The organism is Hydrogenophaga sp. SNF1 (genome assembly GCF_034421675.1).
Lineage (GTDB): Bacteria > Pseudomonadota > Gammaproteobacteria > Burkholderiales > Burkholderiaceae_C > Hydrogenophaga > Hydrogenophaga borbori.
The window spans coordinates 1,194,216-1,212,146 of record NZ_CP139793.1 but is presented as its reverse complement, the minus strand read 5'-3'; the positions used below and the strand labels follow the sequence as shown (position 1 = coordinate 1,212,146).

21 protein-coding genes and 1 tRNA gene are annotated in these 17,931 nt (G+C 70.4%); 4 read left to right on the top strand and 18 right to left on the bottom strand.

Going from position 1 to position 17,931, the window contains the following annotated elements; genetic code table 11:
• The first annotated feature begins 8 nt into the window (after positions 1-8).
• A tRNA-Thr gene (locus tag SOM08_RS05875) sits at positions 9-84 on the top strand.
• A gap of 69 nt (positions 85-153) precedes the next feature.
• Here SOM08_RS05875 and SOM08_RS05870 read toward each other — a convergent pair.
• Positions 154-621 carry a cyclic nucleotide-binding/CBS domain-containing protein gene (locus SOM08_RS05870; protein WP_181936434.1) on the bottom strand — a complete coding sequence of 156 codons (468 nt, stop codon included), beginning with the start codon at positions 619-621 and terminating at the stop codon, positions 154-156.
• Between the two features lie 193 nt (positions 622-814).
• Here SOM08_RS05870 and SOM08_RS05865 point away from each other — a divergent pair, with 193 nt between their 5' ends.
• Positions 815-1,429, top strand: coding sequence for a nitroreductase family protein (locus SOM08_RS05865; RefSeq protein ID WP_322470246.1), 615 nt, complete (start codon positions 815-817; stop codon positions 1,427-1,429).
• Positions 1,430-1,454: 25 nt separating this feature from the next.
• On the opposite strand, the gene SOM08_RS05860 is transcribed toward SOM08_RS05865, so the two are convergent.
• The 4 genes from SOM08_RS05860 to SOM08_RS05845 form a co-directional block, all read right to left on the bottom strand.
• Positions 1,455-1,814, bottom strand: a complete 360-nt coding sequence (locus tag SOM08_RS05860; RefSeq protein ID WP_147326187.1) for a hypothetical protein — start codon at positions 1,812-1,814, stop codon at positions 1,455-1,457.
• Positions 1,815-1,902: 88 nt separating this feature from the next.
• Positions 1,903-3,294, bottom strand: a complete 1,392-nt coding sequence (locus tag SOM08_RS05855; protein WP_322470245.1) for an FAD-binding oxidoreductase — start codon at positions 3,292-3,294, stop codon at positions 1,903-1,905.
• Entirely contained in the window at positions 3,254-4,489 is a 1,236-nt protein-coding gene (locus SOM08_RS05850; protein WP_322470244.1) for a cyclopropane-fatty-acyl-phospholipid synthase family protein, read from the bottom strand. The genes SOM08_RS05855 and SOM08_RS05850 overlap by 41 nt, the downstream gene beginning before the upstream one ends.
• A 9-nt stretch (positions 4,490-4,498) precedes the next feature.
• The gene (locus SOM08_RS05845; RefSeq protein WP_116958165.1) at positions 4,499-4,948 is read right to left on the bottom strand and encodes a host attachment protein; all 450 of its coding nucleotides are present in this window, start codon (positions 4,946-4,948) and stop codon (positions 4,499-4,501) included.
• A 143-nt stretch (positions 4,949-5,091) separates the two neighbouring features.
• On the opposite strand from SOM08_RS05845, the gene SOM08_RS05840 reads away from it, so the two are divergent.
• Positions 5,092-5,541: a universal stress protein gene (locus SOM08_RS05840; RefSeq protein ID WP_116958166.1), complete on the top strand. Its 450-nt coding sequence runs from the start codon at positions 5,092-5,094 to the stop codon at positions 5,539-5,541.
• 21 nt (positions 5,542-5,562) lie between these two features.
• Here SOM08_RS05840 and SOM08_RS05835 read toward each other — a convergent pair whose 3' ends face one another.
• The 6 genes from SOM08_RS05835 to SOM08_RS05810 all read right to left on the bottom strand — a co-directional run bounded on the left by SOM08_RS05835 (position 5,563) and on the right by SOM08_RS05810 (position 10,786).
• Entirely contained in the window at positions 5,563-6,393 is an 831-nt protein-coding gene (locus SOM08_RS05835) for a universal stress protein (RefSeq protein WP_116958167.1), read from the bottom strand.
• 84 nt (positions 6,394-6,477) lie between these two features.
• Positions 6,478-7,140, bottom strand: a complete 663-nt coding sequence (locus SOM08_RS05830; protein WP_322470243.1) for a tetratricopeptide repeat protein — start codon at positions 7,138-7,140, stop codon at positions 6,478-6,480.
• Positions 7,137-7,946 carry an SDR family oxidoreductase gene (locus SOM08_RS05825; RefSeq protein WP_116958169.1) on the bottom strand — a complete coding sequence of 270 codons (810 nt, stop codon included), beginning with the start codon at positions 7,944-7,946 and terminating at the stop codon, positions 7,137-7,139. Before SOM08_RS05825 ends, SOM08_RS05830 begins: the two co-directional genes overlap by 4 nt.
• 15 nt (positions 7,947-7,961) lie before the next feature.
• Complete coding sequence (locus SOM08_RS05820) at positions 7,962-8,636, bottom strand: TenA family transcriptional regulator (protein WP_116958170.1); 675 nt, start codon at positions 8,634-8,636, stop codon at positions 7,962-7,964.
• Entirely contained in the window at positions 8,633-10,114 is a 1,482-nt protein-coding gene (locus SOM08_RS05815) for an AMP-binding protein (protein WP_322470242.1), read from the bottom strand. Before SOM08_RS05815 ends, SOM08_RS05820 begins: the two co-directional genes overlap by 4 nt.
• 3 nt (positions 10,115-10,117) lie before the next feature.
• Complete coding sequence (locus tag SOM08_RS05810) at positions 10,118-10,786, bottom strand: thermostable hemolysin (protein ID WP_322470241.1); 669 nt, start codon at positions 10,784-10,786, stop codon at positions 10,118-10,120.
• Positions 10,787-11,040: 254 nt separating this feature from the next.
• Here SOM08_RS05810 and SOM08_RS05805 point away from each other — a divergent pair, with 254 nt between their 5' ends.
• Positions 11,041-12,057 carry a porin gene (locus SOM08_RS05805; protein ID WP_116958172.1) on the top strand — a complete coding sequence of 339 codons (1,017 nt, stop codon included), beginning with the start codon at positions 11,041-11,043 and terminating at the stop codon, positions 12,055-12,057.
• A gap of 116 nt (positions 12,058-12,173) precedes the next feature.
• On the opposite strand, the gene soxB is transcribed toward SOM08_RS05805, so the two are convergent.
• The 7 genes from soxB to SOM08_RS05770 all read right to left on the bottom strand — a co-directional run bounded on the left by soxB (position 12,174) and on the right by SOM08_RS05770 (position 17,931).
• Positions 12,174-13,898 (bottom strand): thiosulfohydrolase SoxB, encoded by a 1,725-nt coding sequence (gene soxB / locus SOM08_RS05800; RefSeq protein ID WP_116958173.1) that lies wholly within the window; start codon positions 13,896-13,898, stop codon positions 12,174-12,176.
• 82 nt (positions 13,899-13,980) lie between these two features.
• Positions 13,981-14,628 (bottom strand): sulfur oxidation c-type cytochrome SoxX, encoded by a 648-nt coding sequence (soxX, locus tag SOM08_RS05795; protein WP_116958174.1) that lies wholly within the window; start codon positions 14,626-14,628, stop codon positions 13,981-13,983.
• A 14-nt stretch (positions 14,629-14,642) separates the two neighbouring features.
• Positions 14,643-15,449: a sulfur oxidation c-type cytochrome SoxA gene (soxA, locus tag SOM08_RS05790; RefSeq protein ID WP_322470240.1), complete on the bottom strand. Its 807-nt coding sequence runs from the start codon at positions 15,447-15,449 to the stop codon at positions 14,643-14,645.
• An 83-nt stretch (positions 15,450-15,532) separates the two neighbouring features.
• Positions 15,533-15,844, bottom strand: a complete 312-nt coding sequence (gene soxZ / locus SOM08_RS05785) for a thiosulfate oxidation carrier complex protein SoxZ (protein WP_116958176.1) — start codon at positions 15,842-15,844, stop codon at positions 15,533-15,535.
• Between the two features lie 45 nt (positions 15,845-15,889).
• A complete protein-coding gene (gene soxY / locus SOM08_RS05780; protein ID WP_116958177.1) occupies positions 15,890-16,345 on the bottom strand; it encodes a thiosulfate oxidation carrier protein SoxY in 456 nt (151 codons plus the stop codon).
• A 43-nt stretch (positions 16,346-16,388) separates the two neighbouring features.
• Entirely contained in the window at positions 16,389-16,721 is a 333-nt protein-coding gene (locus SOM08_RS05775; protein ID WP_322470239.1) for a c-type cytochrome, read from the bottom strand.
• A gap of 64 nt (positions 16,722-16,785) precedes the next feature.
• Entirely contained in the window at positions 16,786-17,931 is a 1,146-nt protein-coding gene (locus SOM08_RS05770; RefSeq protein ID WP_322470238.1) for a c-type cytochrome, read from the bottom strand.

Below are 17,931 nucleotides of genomic sequence, written 5' to 3'. Positions count from 1 at the left end.
CGGGCTTCGCCGGTGTAGCTCAGTTGGTAGAGCAGCTCATTCGTAATGAGAAGGTCGGGGGTTCGACTCCTCTCTCCGGCACCACCTTCCCAACCCCCGCGGTCCGTCCGGCCCGCGGGGGTTTTTCATTGGGGCGCGCTGGGCGCCGCAGGCTCAATGGCTGGCGCGCGCCTCGCCACGGGGCTCGCCCTCGCGCGCCAGGCCGGACCTGAGGGTGCCGGCCAGCGCCGCCAGTTCGTCGGCCAGCACGCCCAGCACGTCGTCCATCGACAGCACCCCCACCACCGCCTGGCCGTCGTCGCCGATCACCAGCAAGCGCCGCACGCCGTGCCGGCGCATCGCTTCCACGGCTTCGTGCACCGAGGCCTGGGCCGACACGCCATGCAGGTCGGACGAGCACACGCCGGCCACCACCTGACCGTCGACGGGCCGCTCGCCCGCCAGCACCTGCAGCACCAGGTCGCGGTCGGTGACGACGCCGACGATGCGCCCGGGCTCGAACGGGTCGGTCAGGCCGAGCGCGCCCACGCGCTCGGCCTGCATGGCGCGGGCCGCCTCGCGCACCGAGGCATTGGCGGGAATGGTGACCGGCGCGCGCCGGCAGATATGGGCGATCTTCATGGTGGTTCCAAGGGGTCGGGGACCCATGTCGATCAATGTGGCCCAGGCGGGGGGCGCGCATGTTGACGGCCATCAAGCTGGCCACGCGGTGCCCCGCGCGACGTTCCAGCCCGCGGACATGACCTGCGTCAAGCACAGGCGCCGCGCCCCGCGTCATGGTGCGTCCATCCCTGCACCCCATGGAACGAAGACCATGTCCACCGTCCAGCTCAATCTCGACACCGATGATGCCGTCCTGCCGCCCCCGCGCACGGAAGGTGGCGCCACGCTGGCCAGCGCACTGCGGCTGCGCCGCAGCACGCGCGAGTTCCTGCCCAACGCCCTGAGCCTGCAGGAGGTGTCCGACCTGTTGTGGGCCGCGTTCGGCGTGAACCGCCCGCCACGGCAGGGGCGCACCGCGCCCTCGGCCCACGATTGGCAGGAAATCGCGGTGTTCGCCGTGCTGCCGGAAGGGGCCTTCCGCTACGACCCGCAGGCGCACCGGCTGAGCCTGGTCAAGGCCGAGGACCTGCGCGGCTTCACCGGCCTTCAGGCCTTCGCCGCCTCGGCCCCGCTGGACCTGGTCTACGTGGCCGACTTCGCGGCCATGCACGACGTGCGCGCGGACGAACGCCCTTTCCTTGCCGGCGCCGACGCGGGCTGCATCGCGCAGAACGTGTACCTGCACTGCGCGGCCCATGGCCTGGGCACGGTGGTGCGGGCCCTGATCGACCGACGCCGGCTGGCCCAGGCGCTGGGCCTCCAGCCCACCGAGCGCATCGCGCTGGCGCAATCGGTGGGCCGCTGCGCGACGCCCGCGGACACTTGAGCGCGGGCGTCGCGCAGCGCGCGGCTCAGCGCGCGGGACAGGCGGCGCGCGGGGGCGTGCGCAAGGGCGTGCCGCGATCGGCCGCGCGGCGTTCCATGAGGCGGTGGTGTTCCTCCATCAGCTGGCGGCACTCCTCGGGCGTTTTGGCTGCCCGCATTTGCGACCGGTGCTGCGCCCGCTCTTCCTTGCTCATCATCGACCAGCCCGGCGTGTAGCGCGGCCCCACGCGGGCGCCGCTGGGCGGAACACCCGGCCTGGCCGCATTGGGTGCGCCGGGCGGGTAGTTGTCCTCGCCGGGCCGGCTTGTGCTTTGAGCAAAGGCCGCCACAGCGGCGCAGGCCAGCACGGCCGACAGCGTGATCGATCGAAGGGTGGATGTCCGCATGGCAATGGTCCTTGAAGTGAAGAAATGCCCAGCGTAGGAGCGCGCCGCCCGCCGTGGCTTGATGGCCATCAAGTTGCGCGCGACGCGCTCAGGCGCCCCGCACGCATTTGTCGAACAGGTGCGGCGCCCGGCCTTGCGGGTCGTAGCGCGCCTTCAGGCGCTCGTAGCTGTCCATGCCGTACGCGCGGTCGAACACCTCGCGCGTGAAGAAGGTGTCGGAGTACAGGGACTTGATGCCCCCCAGGTGCAGCACCGCGTCTTCGACGCGGCGATTGACGTGGTCGGGCGATTGCCCCGCGCGCACCGGTACCACGTCCCAGAAACCAAAGTTGACGCACAGCCCGTCCGGCAAGGGGTACAGCGGAAAGCGCGGGGGCGCGCTGCCGCGCACCGGGCAGACCCACACCGGCCAGATGCCGACCTCGCTGCGCAGGAACTCCGCGAAGGCCACCGCCCCGGCCAGGGGAATGTCCACGTCCTGCACCACGCTCTCGTGCCGCTGGCCGAGCAGGCGGTCCAGGCGCTGCGCGGCGCGCCAGCGCGCGTTCCAGCGCATCCAGCGCGTGTAGGTGCGCGAATTCAGGTACCGCCGCCCCAGCAGATGGCGCAGCCAGCGGTGCTGCAGGCCGAAGCGGCGCGAGCACCAGAACCAGTCGGTGTCCCAGCGCCACAGGTAGCCGGCGGTGGTCAGTGTGTCTTCCTCGCGCCGCCGCAGCGACTCGTGGTAGATATCGAGCCAGGTGTAGTCGCTGGCGCGCGCGGCCTCGGGCACGAAGCGCGCCAGGCTGAGCACCTGCTCGCGCGGACCGAACAGCACGCCATCGACGAAGTCGGGGCCCACACCCGCCGGCATGGGCGCGCAGGCCGCGGCCAGGGCGTCGAAGAAGGCCCGCGGGTCGTCGAAGCGCTGGTGGCGCACGTGCACGAAGGGCTGCGTGGGCTGGGTGCGCAGCCGGGCGCTCAGCGCATAGCCCAGGGTGCCATAGGCGTTCGGAAAGCCGTGGAAGAGATCGGCGTGCTCGTTGTCGGCCGTGCAGCGCACCACCTCGCCACCGGGCAGCAGCACCTCCAGCGCGCTCATGGTCTCGTGCACGAGGCCGTGGCGGAACGAGGTGGCCTCGATGCCCACGCCCGCGAGCGCCCCACCCACGGTGATGGTCTTGAGCTGCGGCACCACCGCGGGCATGGCCCCGCGCGGCAGGGTCCAGGCCACCAGGTCCTCATAGGTGAGCATGCCCTCGGCGTCCACCCAGCCCGCCTGCGTGTCGGCACCCAGCACCTGGTTCAGGCCACTCAGGTCCAGCCGCTGGCGCGCCGCGCGCTGGCGATGGCGGAACAGGTTGGAGGTGCGCTTGTCCAGGGCCAGGGGCTTGCGCGACGGGTCCTGGCGCAGCCGCTCGGCGACCGCGCGGACGCGGGCCGCGTGCGCGCGCTGCGCTTCACGCGCCGCGCGCGCCTGGGGCATCGACGGCGTAGACATGGTCCCGCGTCATGGGGTAGGCGCCGCGGCCCGCATTGCCTTTGCTGAACAGCACCTGGAACAGGTGGGTGCACCCGACGGGGGAGCGGAACAGTTCCGCGCAGCCCACGAGGTAGACCGTCCAGATGCGGCGGAAGCGTTCGTCGAAGCGCGTGGGGTCCAGCGCCTGGATCTCGGGCCAGCGCTGCGCGAAGCGCCGCGCCCACTCATCGAGCGTGAGCGCGTAGTGGCGGCGCAGGTTCTCCACATCGAGCACCTCGAGCCCACAGCGCTCCATCTCCTGCATCACCTCGCTGAGCGCGGGAATCCAGCCACCGGGGAAAACGTGCTTGCGGATGAAGGGCTCGGTTTCGCGCGGTCCCACGTGGCCGATGAAGTGCAGCAGGCCGATGCCTCCCGGTCGCAGGCAGTCGGCGTGGGCCTGGATCACCTCGGCCAGCTGGTCGCGGCCGGCGTGTTCCAGCACGCCGATGGACACCAGCTTGTCGAAGCACTCGCCCACGTCGCGGAAATCGGCCTCGCGCACCGACAACGTGGTCGCCAGGCCTTGGCGCTCCAGCGCCTCGCGCAGCCACCGCACCTGGCCGGTGGCGGTGTTGACGCCGGTGCCGATCGCGCCCGTGGTCTCCCAGGCGCGCAGCAAAAAGCCGCCAAAGCCGCAGCCCAGGTCCACGTAGCGCTCGCCACGCGCCAGGCGCAGCTTGCGGCAGACGTGGTCGATCTTGTCGCGCTGCGCCTGCTCCAGCGTCGTGCAGCCCTCGCGCCAGTAGGCGCAGGTGTACATCTTGAGCGGCTCGTCGAGCCAGAGCCGATAGAAGGCCTCGCCCAGGTCGTAGTGCGCGCAGGCGTTGCGCTTGGCCTGGGCGCGGTCGCGGTTGCTCTGCCCGCGCTCGAGCAGGTGGTTCTCCACGCTGTTCACCACCGAGGCCTGCAGGTCGAAGCCGGCGCTCAGGCCCGCGGCCAGGGCCAGGTTCAGGGGCCCGGCCAGATCGACCTGGCCATCGAAGTAGGCCTCGAGCAGGCCCATGTGCCCACGCAGCAGCGTGGCCGCAAGCGCGCCCTCACTTCGAAAGTGCAGGCCGAAGGCGGCCGCGCCCTCCCCCGCCTTCAGGCGCCCGCCGCCGGGCAGCACCACCTCGAAGGCGACACCGGCGCGCCGCGCGAGCTCTTCCAGGAAGGCGGCGACGGGGGCCATGCGCACGCCTCAGGCGGACGCCAGCTCATCGCGCACGCGCTGGTCCAGTTCGAGCGCGCTCACGTGGCTCAGGTCCACGGGCAGGCTGGCCTTGAGCAGGCGGCGCGCGCCATCGCCCAGCGCATCGCGAAGCTCGCCGAGAAAGGGCTTGCCGGAGAACACCACCAGCGCGCCGTAGGCCTGCGACCGCGCGCCGGCCTCCAGGTGCTCGGCGAGTTCGCGCGCGAAGCGCTGATGTTCCTTGCGGTGCGGGTCCAGGCGGGGCTCCAGCGCCACGCCGCCTTGGCCGCGGCGGTCGGCGCGCTCATGGCCCGCGCGGTCGTCACCGAGCTCGCTGGCCTTGAGCCGGCCTTCGGGATGCGAGAAGGTGGCGATCGGCACCAGGGGCAGACCGGGTTCGCGCTGCAGCAGGCGCGCGTGCGTGGCACTGGCCACCAGAATCCATTCGATGCGGGGCATGGCACGGTCCTTTCGGGGAAAAGTGGTCTTGCCATTCACCATAGACCCGCCGCCCGCGGGCGTTGTTGATCCATCGCAAAGCGGTTCCGCGCGCGCCCATGCACAGTGGGGCCATTGTTCAACGTTCCCTGCGGAGACCTGCCATGAACCCGTTCAAGCGAATCCTTGTGCCCGTGGATGGCAGCGAGACCTCCAACAGGGCGCTCGAGGCCGCCATCCAGCTGGCGCGCGCCATGGACGGGCAGATCCGCGTGATGCACGCCATCGATCAGATGATGTACGTGAGCGGCTACGAGGCCACGGTGGATCTGCTCGGCACCGCGCGCACCTGGGCCCGCGAGGCCTTGGACGAGGCGATGGCGACCGTCAAGGCCGCCGGGGTGGCCTGCGATTCGCTGCTCATCGACGAGCTCGGCCCGCGCCTGGGCGAATCGGTGGCGCAGGCGGCGCGCGACTGGCGGGCCGACCTCATCGTGCTGGGCACGCATGGCCGGCGCGGCGTCAACCGCCTGCTGCTGGGCAGCGGCGCCGAGCAGATCATCCGGCTCGCGCCGTCGCCGGTGATGGTCATCCGGCCCACCGACCTGGCCTGAGGTCGCGCCCGGGGCGCCGCCTCAGTGCGACATCAGCACCGGCAGCGTCATGGACCCCAGCACGGTGCGGCTGACCCCGCCCAGCACCCATTCGCGCACGCGCGCGTGGCCGTAGCAACCCATCACCAGCAGGTCGGCCGACAGGTCGCAGACGCGCGACAACAGCACCTCGCCCAGGTCCGCGGGCTCCTGGTCTTCCCGGTGCCATTGCACCGAGACGCCGTGCAGCCTCAGCCAGCCGCGCAGGTCCAGCCGGGGGCCTTGCACCAGCGGCCCCGGTTCGGCGCCCCAGCCCAGCACATGCACCCGCTCGGCGCGCTGCAGCAGCGGCAGCGCGGCGATCACCGCGCGCATCGCCTCCCGGCCGGGCTTCCAGGCAATGGCAATGCACCGCGGCAAGGCCTCGAACTGGCCGGTGTAGGGCACCACCAGCGCGGGTCGCCCGCTGGCGGCCAGCACCCCTTCGACGAAGTCGGGCGGCACGTCGGGCGCGTGCTGCCTGCCCGGGTCGTGCTGGCCCAGCACCAGCAGGTCGGCGAACAGCGCCTGCTCGGCGAAGCCCTCGATCAGCGGGAACACCGTCAGCTCGCTCCAGGTGGCGGAGCCATCGGGGCGGCGCATGTCGCGCTCGAAGGCCGCGCGCGCCTGCGCGCAGCGCTGCAGTTCGCGCTGCAGCAGGCTGGCCGCGTTCTCGCCGAGTTCGGGGTACGGCATCGCCAGGGGCACCAGGCTCGCGGCGTAGAGCGCGTCCAGCACGGCACCGTGCGCGTGGGCCAGCTGGCGGGCGATGCGCAGGCGCTCCAGGCTGCGTTCGTCCGCGTCCATGTGGACGAGGATCTGTTTGAGGGGCATGGCAACTCCTTGAAGCCGCCCGCAGCTTGCGGCGCGCCCGCGCGCGCCGGCTTGATGCCCGTCAAGAAGCGCGGCGGTGCCGCGTCACAGGCGGCTTTCGAGCTCCTTCAGCCGCTGGCGGATTTCGCCGCGGCGGCCTTCGTCGGCGGCCGCGCGGCCCGCGCGGTCGGGCGCCGCGATGGCTTTCTCCAGCGCGGCCTTGGCCTGCGGGTAGCGCTTCTTGCGCAGCAGGAAGTCGCCGTAGAAGAAGTTGGGGTCGATGCCGTCGGGGTTGATCGCGAGCGCCTGCTTGAGCAGGACCTCGGCCTTGGCGTCGTCGCCAAAGCCCAGCGGCCAGCCCGGCACCTGGTAGTACAGGCTGCCCAGGCTGGTGTAGGCCGAACCGTCAAGCGCCTTGGGATCGAGCTTGAGCGCCTCTTCCAGCTCGGCCTTGGCCTTCTTCACCAGGTCGAGCGCACCCAGGCCGCCCTTGGCGCCCGCGTAGGTGCTGAGCACGATGCCGTGCCAGATGCGCAGCTCGGCCGCTGCGGGCTCGGCGGCCACGGCCTGCGCGGCCTGCTGCGCGAGATCGGCGAAGGCGGCTTCGCGCTGCTTGTCGGGCAGCTTGTAGTTCACCTCGGCCCAGCGGGCCTGGATGCCGTCGAGCTGCTGGCGGGCGGCGTCGCCCAGGGCCAGGGCCGGCAGGCTCAGGCCGGCGCCCAAGGCGGCGGCGAGGGTGAGGGCGAGGAGGTGGTGTCGGGTTTTCATGGCGAGGCGGTTCCTTCGGAGGGTTGGCGCGCGAAGCGCTGGATGACGGGCAACTGCTTGCGCAGTGCGCGGTCCACCAGGCGCGGCAGCAGGCCGTTGAGGCGGACGAAAAACTTCTCGGGGCTGCCCAGGTAGATTTCCTTGCGCCCGTCGCGCAGCGCATCGGCGATGCGGCGCGCCACGGCCTCGGGCGGGTCCATGGCCACCTGCAGCTGCCGGTTCATCTGCACCATGGCGTCGGCGTTCATCGCCGTGCGGGTGGAGCGCGGGGCGGCGTACAGCACGCGCACCGGGCCGTCGGCCAGTTCGCGGCGCAGCGCCTCGGCAAAGCCGCGCAGCGCGAACTTGGTGGCGCTGTAGACCGCCTGGCCCGGGTAGCCGATGGAGCCAAAGATGGACCCGAGGAACACCACCATGGCGTGCGGGCGCTCGCGCAGCAGCGGCAGCATCGCGTGCGTGAGCTGCAGGGTGGCCGTGAGGTTGAGCGCGACCATCTGCTCGATGGCCGCGTCGTCCATGCCGTCGAAGAGGCCGAAGTGGTTGACGCCGGCGGCGTTGACGAGGCCGTCGACGTGGCCGATGTCGCGCGCGGCGTCCACCACGGCCTGGCGCCCGGCGGGCGTGCGCAGGTCGGCCACCACCACGCGCACGCGCTGCGGGTGCCTCTCGGCCAGGGCGTAGAGGGTGTCGGCCTGCCGGCCCGCGACGAGCACCCGCGCGCCGCGCCGGCACAGCTCCTCGACCAGCGCCTGCCCGATGCCGCCACTGGCGCCGGTGATGACCCAGCGGCTCGATGCCAGATTCATGGTGTGGCCTCGCTTTCAGGCGGTGAGCGCGGCCGGCTGCTCAAGCGGGCGCAGCGAGCGGAACAGGTCGCCATAGAGGCGGTAGACAACGCGGGCCGTGTGCAGCACGGCCTGCCGATCGCCCTCGTCGTCAAGGCGGTTGACCAGGCTGGCGAACAGCTGGATGTGGTCGAGGTCCAGCGCACCGTGCGAGCTGAGGTAGCTGAAGGCCTTGCCCGGCAGGCCCAGCGTTTCCTGGATGCGCCCGGCCGCGCGCGAGGCAAGCTGAATGCTGGTGCCTTCGAGCACGTTGACCATGCCGAAGAAGCTCACCGGGTTGTGGCGGGCGATGCGGTCGTACACGTAGCCGACCATGAGCTCCGTGGGCAGCGCGGGCTCGCCGCGGCGCACCGCGTCGGGGTCGCCGCCGCAGGCCGCGATGTCGTTGAGGATCCACTCCTGGTGGCCGTACTCCTCTTCGATGTACTCGGCCACGGCCTGGCGCAGCCATTCCAGCCGGTCGGGCAGGCGCGCGCCGCAGGCCATGAGCAGCGGCACGGTGTGCTTGACGTGGTGGTAGGCCTGGGTCAGGAAGGCGATGTAGTCGGCCGTCGACACACGGCCTTCCATGGCCTGGCCGATGATGGGCGCGCCCAGCAGGTAGGCCCGTTCGCTGGCGGTCTGCGCCTGCAATTGGTCGAAGAAGTTCATGCGATGTCCTTGGGTCGGGAGGTGGGATCGAGCGCGGCCAGCGCCGCGTGGTAATGCGCGCGCAGCGCGTCGCGCCGCAGGCGGCCGTTGCTGGTGGCCAGGCCGTTGTCCGCGCTGAAGGGCTGCGCCGCGCGCCGCCAGTGGTGCGCGCGCGCGTAGTCGGGCAGGGTCTGGTTGACGGCGGCCACGGCGGCGGCCAGCTCGCCGTCGCTCACGCCAGCGTGGCGCGGCACCAGCACGGCCAGGTTCTCGGGCAGGGCCTCGCCGTACAGCCAGGCCTGCGCGATCGGCGCCTGCTGGACCAGCTCAGACTCCACCCATTCGGGGTTGACGTTGCGGCCGTAGGCGGTGATGAACTGGTGCTTCTTGCGCCCGCTCAGCAGCAGATGGCCTTGCTCGTCGAAGCGACCGAGGTCGCCGGTGGCCAGCCATTCGCCGGCCTCGGGCGCTTCGCCCAGGTAGCCCAGGGCGCGCGCGCCCTGCACGAGCACTTCGCCGTCGTCGGCCAGCCGCACGCGCGCGTGCGGCAGCGGCCGGCCCACGGTGCCGATGCGGTTGTCGTTCGGCGTGTTCAAGCACACCACCGAGGCGCACTCCGACAGGCCGTAGCCTTCGAACACCGGCAGGCGCGCGGCCACGGCGCGGCGCAGCAGCGAAGGCGCCACGTGCGCGCCGCCCACGGCGATGAACCGCAGGCTGGGCGGTGGCGTCCAGCCGTGCTCGACCGCGCCCACCAGGGCCTGCAGCAGTTGCGGCAGCAGGATCAGGCTGTGCGGCTGGCTCTCGCCCAGGCGCCCGAGCAGGCGCGGCAGGTCAAGCCCGCTCGCGCCCAGCAGACCGATCTCGGCCATGGGCCGCAGCTCGGTGCTGGCGCCGCCCAGCAGCGGCGCGTACACGCCAGCCACGTTCTCCAGCAGCGTGGCCAGGGGCAGCACGGCCAGGTGCTGGCGCGCGCCGCTGGCCCCCACCACGTCCCAGAGGCTGGCCGCCACGGCGAGCATGGCCGCCGCGTCGAGGCACACGCCCTTGGGCAGGCCGGTGGTGCCCGAGGTGTAGGTGATCTTCACCGTGCCGGGGAACAGCGGCGGCGCGTCGGCCACCGGGCGCTGGCCCAGGCCCGGCGCCACGGGGCGAAAGCCCGCCTCCTGCGACCAGGGGGCCAGCGGACCGATGAGCGTGTCCACCCCCGAGCTGTCGACCACGTGGCGCTGCTGCGCGGGCGAAAAGAAAGCCGGCACGGGCACGCAGACCAGGCCCTCGCTCAGCAGGGCGAGGTCCCAGAGCACCCAGTCGATGCCGTTGTCCAGGCACAGGGCCACGCGGCGCGCGCCGAAGCCGGCCAGCTGGGCGCGGCGCCGCTGCACCTGCCGGACCAGCTCGGCGTAGTCCAGGCGCTGCGCGCCATCGCTGAGCGCCGGTCGATCGCCGTGCGCGAGCAGCGTCTGCCAGAAATGTTCGATGGAAGGGCTGGGCGACATGGCTCACTCCCCGTCCAGCCACCAGCCCGGCGTGGCTGGGAGGCGCGACAGCTGGCGCTGCGCGGGTGGGATTTCGCCGAACACCACCTGCGGCTGCTGGGCGTAATAGCGGCCCCACTGCGGCAAGGCATCGCCCATGCGCGCGGGGTCGGCGGGGGCCAGCACGCGCGGCGCCAGGCCCAGGCGGCGAAAACTGTTCAGCAGGCCACGCGTGCCGGTGAAGGCCACCCACCGGTAGCCCTGTGCGGCCAGCCAATCGGTCAACGCGACGATGAGCAGGCGGGCGCTGCCCGGGCCCTCGGCCGCGAGGTTGCCCACCTCCACCACCTCGTGTCGCGCCACGGGCTCGCCCGTCTCGGCCGCGATCGCGGCCTCGATCGGCACGTCGATGTAGCGCTCCAGGAACAGCGCGCCACCGGCGGCGGGCCGGCAGCCCGCCGCGCCCACGATCGCGTTGTCGGCGTCCATGAGGCCCAGCAGCCCGGGCATGAAGTGCGTGAGCCGCGCCTGGTGTTCCCGCTCGAAGCGGCGCCGGATCAGGTCCAGGCCGTTGTCGCGGGCCGCGCCCACCAGGGGCCGCAGCGACAAGGGCCCGCGTGGCGCGGCGTCCGGTGCGCGGGGCGCGCGGCCCGCGCCGAGGCGCGGGTGGGAGGGGGGGGTTCGGGAGTTCATGCGCCGCATGCTCGGGCGCCCCTCTTAGCCCAACATTAATCCGTGAGAACCCTCAGACGCCCGTGCGCACAACTTCATGCCAACGGCGAGAAAGCCCTTCCAACACCTAAGGATGCTCGTTGTAAATAGGGCAAACCATTACAAATGTAATCAGACGGTTATCTTCACCACGTGGAATAGGCCCGTCGTCCCGCACGGTGCGGGAGGCACGGGTCCCTTCAGGGCCCGAGACCCCACAACGGAGAAACCATTCCATGAAAAAGAGCCTGATTGCTCTGGCCGCCCTGGCCACCATCAGCGGCGCCGCCATGGCGCAGTCCAGCGTCAGCGTCTACGGCCGCCTTGACGCCTCCCTCGGCTCCGAGAAGGCCGGCGCGTCGGGCGCCGCCCAAAGCCAGTCGCAGATGTCCAGCGGCCTGCTGAGCACCAGCCGCCTGGGCTTCCGCGGCACCGAAGACCTCGGCGGCGGCCTCAAGGCCATCTTCCAGCTCGAGACCACGCTGGGCGTGGACACCGGCGCCGCCTTCGGCGCCGGCTTCGATCGCCAGTCCATCGTCGGCCTGACGGGTGGCTTCGGCGCGGTCAAGCTCGGCCGCACCGAGACCGCGTTCGACGACATCCGCGACATCAGCGTCGGCAGCGCGCTGTGGGATTCGGAGTTCTCGCCGACCAAGATCGCCTACGCCAACAGCGTGGGTGGCGTCGCCGTGGGCCACGTGGCCGACTACTCGTCGCGCAGCAGCAACCAAATCCGCTATGAGTCGCCGAACTTCGGCGGCTTCACCGGCGGCATCAGCTACGGCCTGGACGAGCAAGCCTCGCCGGTCAAGCGCGACGTGACCGCCTTCAACCTGCGCTACCGCAGCGGCCCGCTGGACGTGGGCCTGGGCTACCAGGAACAGAACCACGAGGTGTCGGCCACCAAACGCGAGTACACCACCCTGGCCGGCGCCTACGACTTCGGCGCCGTGCGCGTCTCCGCCGGCTACAACATGGCCGAGCAGGGCACGCTGGAGTCCAACGGCTTCGTGGTCGGCGCCAACATGCCGATGGGCCCCTGGGACTTCTCGGTGGGCTACGCCTACAACAAGTCCGAGAACGCCGGCGTCGACACCGCCAAGTCCAAGGGCCTGGCCTTCGGCGTGACCTACTCGCTGTCCAAGCGCACCCGCGTGTACGCCGCCTACCTCAATGGCGACGCCGAGAACGGCGCCGGCACCGAGGTCGCCGAGCGCCGCCTGTACGCCGCGGGCATCCGTCACGACTTCTGATCGTGACAGCGGGGCCTCGCGGCCCCGCTCCGGGGCCCTCGGGCCCCTTCCTTTCCAAGGTTTGGTTTTGACAGCCATCGCCCTCGCGGGCGGTGGCTTTTTTCATGGGCGCGGCCTCACGCCGCCATGCCCGGGTTGCCCTTCATGCCCACCAGCGTCGGGGTGTTGATCTTCACGCCCTTGACGACCTTGCGCGCGCGCAGGTGGCCGGCCACGACGTCCCACACCGGCTCGCCCTTGACGCCTTCCTGCACCGAGGCCCAGCCGGCCACCTTGTAGGTCTTGTCGGCCTCCACGGGCTTGCCCTTGAGCCGCATGTTCTGGATGCGCTGCCCCATGCGCTCGTTCGGCGCGATGGCGTACTGCATGCCGCCCACGCGCACCATGTCGCCGCCCTGCTGGTAGTAGGGGTCGGGGTTGAAGATGTTGTCGGCCACGTCTTCCAGGATGTCCTTGATCTGCGCGCCGGTGAACTCGTTGAGCGTGGTCGAGGGGTAGGTGATGGCCGTCTGGTCCATCAGCGCTTCCATGGTGATGGTGTCGCCCGGCAGCAGCGAGGTGCCCCAGCGCACGCCCGGCGAGAAACACAGGTCCGCGCCCTTCACGTCGATCAGCGCGTCGCAGATGACCTGGTCCCAGGAGCCGTTGAAGTTGCCGCGGCGGTAGAGCAGGTCCTCGGTGACGGCCAGCTTCTCTTCCAGCCGGGCCTTGTACGGCGCGCGCACGCCGTCGATGAAGGCCTGCATGTCGGCGTCGGCCGGCAGCAGGTTGGCGAAGATGGGCATGAGCTTGTACTGGTAGCCCTGGACCTTGCCGCCGCGCACGTCGAAGTCGAGCACGCCGAGAAACTTGGTGTTGGAGCCGGCGTTGGTGACCAGGGTCTGGCCGCCGGGGTTCTTCACCACGGTGGGCGCGGGCATGCCGTCGTGCGTGTGGCCGCCCAGGATGGCGTCGATGCCGCTGACGCGCGAGGCCAGCTTCAGGTCCACGTCCATGCCGTTGTGCGAGAGCAGCACCACCACCTGCGCGCCCTTGCCGCGCACCTCGTCCACCATCTTCTGCAGGTGGTCCTCCTGGATGCCGAAGGTCCAGTCAGGCACCATGTAGCGCGGGTTGGCGATGGGCGTGTACGGAAAGGCCTGGCCGATGACGGCGACCGGCACGCCGTTCATTTCGCGGATGGTGTAGGGCTTGAACACCAGGTCCTCGAAGTCGGTGGTCTTGATGTTGTGGGCCAGGAATTCCATGTGGCCCTTCAGGTCCTTCTCGACGATTTCCTGCACGCGCTTGGCGCCGAAGGTGTGCTCCCAGTGCGAGGTCATGATGTCGACGCCGAGCTTCTTGCAGGCGTCGACCATGTCCTGCGCGTTGGTCCACAGCGAGGTGGCCGAGCCCTGCCAGGTGTCGCCGCCGTCCAGCAGCCAGGCGTGCGGGCGGCCCGAGCGCAGCCGCTTGACCAGCGTGGCCAGGTGCGCGAAGCCCCCGACCTTGCCGTAGGTCTTGGCGGCCTGGGCGAAGTCGAGGTAGCTGAAGGCGTGCGCCTGGGCGGTGCCGGGACGGATCTTGAAGTGCTTGAGCAGGGCCTCGCCCACCAGGTGCGGGGCCTTGCCTGCGGCGCCGCCCACGCCCAGGTTCATGCTGGGCTCGCGGAAGTACACCGGCGTGAGCTGTGCGTGGCAGTCGGTGAAGTGCAGGAAGCTGACGTTGCCGAAGCCGGGCACGTCGTACAGGCGCTCGCCGGCGCCGGCGCTGGCGGCGAGGGCGTCGCGGTGGTCGAGCGCCATGCCGGCGGCGCTCGCGGCGGCCAGCAGTTGCATGAATTCACGACGGCTCAGGCTCATGGGGCACTCTCTCTAGAAGCAAATACTGATATTCAAACGCAAAAAAAGCCCGGCGGCCACAGAGGCCGCCGGGCTGCGGGAATCACTTGTTGACGGGCGAGTTCGGGTCGAGCAGCAGCGCCATCACGTGCTTGAGCTGCGTCTCGTTGAGGATGCCCTTGTGGCCCACTCGCGGCATCTGCGAGCAGGCGTTGTAGGCGCGCGCGTTGTAGAGCTTGCCCCAGGTGTACTCGACGATGGCCTTGGAACCCGCGGCGTTCGGGTCGCTCACGCCGCGCAGCTTGCCGTAGTGGTAGAGGCTGGGGCCCAGGGTGCCGAAGGAAATCTCTTCCTTGCTGATCTGGTGGCAGTTGTAGCAGTTGCCCCCGTTGGCCTGCTTCGCGTCGTCGGTCCAGGTCAGGCCACGGCCGCTCTGGGCGATCTTCTCGCCCTCTTTCCAGTCGCCCAGGAACTTGCCATCGGAAGGCCATTTGATGGTCTTCATGCTGGCTTCCTCGACCGCCTTGGCGAGCTTCTCGTCCAGGGGCTTGCCCGAGAGATCGGCTTGCAGGCAGGTGGCGTTGGCCTGGTCCTGCTCCAGGCGATCCAGGGTGGCGATGCCCTTGGCCTGGAAGGAGTTCTTCATCATGTCGGCCGTGGCCTTCTCGACGTCGGCCTGCGAGGGCGGCATCGAGCAGGCGGCGAGCAGCGCGGCCAGCGGCAGGATGGCGAGGATGGTCTTCTTGTTCATCGTGGGTCTCCTCTTCAGCGCTTGATCGCGGGCACGGCGGACTCGGCGCCCTTGGCGTTGACGCCCATGTAGACGCTCAGCGCCAGCGTGGCGTCGCTGCCGAACTTGGGCTCGGGCCAGCGCATCTGGCGGAAGCAGTCGTTCAGGCGCAGCTGCATGCCCCACATCTGCGCGTTGGACACGCGGTAGGCCGGCCAGGCGGCGAAGCCGATGCCGTCGCCCGGGTTCTTGGTGAGGTTGGGCAGGTCCTGCAGGCGGATGCGCTTGTCGTCCGCGCCGTGGCAGGAGGCGCAGGAGAAGTCGTGCGTGCCGCCGCGCGTGAAGAACAGGCGCTTGCCCGTCTCGTACATCATCCTTTCCTGCGGATGCGACTGCGGCAGGTCCATCTTCATGCCCTTGGACGCGGTGGCCACATAGGTGGCGATCGCCGTCACGTTGGCCATTTCCCCACGGCGAAACGGCGTCTTGCGAACCTCGTCGCCCTTGAAGCCCTGCAGGGTTTCCATGCAGGTGATGATGCGACCCTCCAGGTCTTCCACCCGGTTGGTGTCCTTGAAGAAGCGCGGCAGCTCCACGAAGGCGCCCTTGATCACGCCCGGGCCCTTGCCCAGGTCGCACTGCTCCAGCGAGGCGTTCTTCGGCCCACGCTTTTGCTTCCAGAGCTCTTCGCCCTTCATTTCGAACAGTTCGGCGGGGTTGCCGTCCTGCAGCATCTCGCGGTACTTGGCGATGCCGTCGGCCGTGGACGACTGCGCGTGCGCGGCAGCGGCGCCAAGCACCAACGCCGCAAAGGCGATGGCGCGGGAAACAGGTCGCTTCATGGGGAGATCTCCTCTTCTCAGGCGTTGTCGGAAAACCGGCGACCACCCGCCCCGCCCTGGACGGATGGCCGCGTGGGGGGTGCTCAGGCGATCGTCGCCTCGTCGGTGCGCGAGTCGCCCTTGTTGTCGCTCCACTTCACGACGATCTTGTCGCCCTTGGCGCCGCCCTTGAACTTGAAGGACAGGAAGGGGTTCTGGGCCACGGCGCCGGTGAACTGCGCCTGCAGCACGGCCTTGCCGTTGTGGGTGCAGTCGACGCTCGTGATGAAGTGGCCGGGGATGAGGTTGCCGGACGCGTCGCGGCGCGTGCCGGGCTCCATGATGTGCGACATGAGCACACGGACGGTGGTTTCGCCGTCGGCAACGGCGGCGCGGATGCGCATCGGATCAGCCATGGGGGACTCCTGTGTACGTTGAATCTCGGAAGGGGTGCGCGGCGATCAGCCGCCGCAGCCGCCCAGCGTGACCTTGGTTTCTTTGGTGGCCGAATAGAGCTTGCCGTCGGCCTTGACCACGGCGATCACGTTGGAGCTCTGGCCCATCTTCAGGCGCGTGGAGATTTCAGGCAGCGTGCCGGCCGGGATGGTGAAGGCCGCGGCCAGGGGCATAGGGTTCTTCTCGACGATCAGGAAAATCTCGGTGGTGTTGGGCAGCTTGCTCGCGGCACCGATGGGCACCACGGCGCCGTTCTCGGCGATGTCCGGGGCCACCACGCTCACCTGGTCGCTGTTGGCCGGCGTGCCGCCGACGGCCTTGAGGGCGTCGGCCAGGGTCTTGCCCTCGAAGCTGGCGCGCTCCAGCGCGGCCTGCGCCTGGCTCTGGGTGACGATGCCCAGAGAGACCAGGGTGGCGAGGGCACCGGTGGTCTTGAGAGCGTCTCGACGGGTCTGGTTCATGGTTGAACTCCTGTACAAATTCGGGGCGTGAGGGGGTGGGAGTTTACTTATCGGGGGCACCGGCCAGCACCCAGGCGGCCAATAGCCTCAATTCGTCGTCCTTGAGACCGGGCTGGGGCGGCATGGGCACCGGGCCATACAGGCCCGAACCGCCCGACTTGATGCGCGCGGCCACCTTCTCGGGCGCGTCGGCCTGGCCCTTGTGCTTGGCGGCCACATCCTTGAACGCCGGGCCGACCAGCTTGCGGTCGACCGCGTGACAGGCCATGCAGGCGCTCTTGGTCGCCAGGGCCTTGGCGGCCGCCGCGTCCATCGCGTGCGCCGGCAGCACCGACACGGCCGCGACCGCGGTCGCGGCGGCAATCAACATCTTCATGCTCATAGACTAATGTTTCCTCGTGGGAACGGACAGGGGGAAAACGCGTAGGGGCGGGCCCGGTTCAGCGCGGACCGGCAGCGATCCAGCGCGCGATCGCCTGGGCCTCGGCGTCCTTGAGCTGGGGCTGGGGCGGCATGGGGACGGCGCCGAACACGCCGCTGCCGCCGGCCTTGATCTTGGCGGCCAGGTAGGCTTCCAGATCGGCCTTGCCCTTGTGCTTGGCCAGGATGTCGGTGAAGCCAGGGCCGACGATCTTGTTGCTCACGCCGTGGCAGGCCGTGCAGCCGTTGCTGCTCAGCAGCGCCTTGACGTCCACGCCGCCGGACGCGGCGGGCGCGGCGGCTACCACCACCGGCGCGGGCGCCGGGGCACTGCCCGCCGGCGCGGTCGGCGGCGGCTTGGTGGTGTCGGCGCCGCGCACCGGACCCACCACGCGGTTCTGCTCCTGGATGTTGCCGTGCGCGTCGCGCGCGAAGTCGGGCAGCGCCGAGCGCACCTTGGCCTCGGTCGGGCAGTCCTTCATGCAGGCCACGTTCTTCACGTCGCCCTTGCCGGAGACCTTCCACAGGGGCTCGTAGAACACCAGGCCGTTGCGGTTGGGCAGGCGCTTCTGCACGTCCGCGATGTTCTCGTCCGACAGCGTGTAGTCGGCCGGCACCACGTCGGCCAGGCTCAGCATGTAGGCCAGCACGCCGTAGACCTCGTCGGTCTTGAGCGACTTGGGCGCGTTCCAGGGCATGGCGCGGTTGATGTAGTCCCACAGCGTGGACACCGTGGACGCCTTCATCATCGTGGTGCGCTGCGGGAAGACGCTGCCCAGCTCGAGGTTCTTCACCCGGCCGCGCTCGATGTCGGCCTTGGTGGTGCCGCCGACGAGGGGCGTGAACACCTCGTTCGACTCGCCGAAGACGCCGTGGCAGGACGCGCACTTCGCCTCCCACACCTGCTCGCCCAGCGAGACGCTGCCCGCGCCCTTGGGCAGGCCCTTGAAATCGGGCCGCACATCGATGTCCCAGGCCTTGATCTCGGCCGGGGTGGCCTCGCGGCCGAGATCGTGCCAGGGCTGCGCCTGGGCCCAGGCGAGCTGGCTCACCACCAGCGTGAGGGCGCCAACGAAGAACCGGGAAACACCGCGGAGCCGGCTTTGCCGGGCCGCAGCTGTTGCCCCCTTGAGGGGATCGCGCGTCGCGAGGCGGGGGAGTTTCAT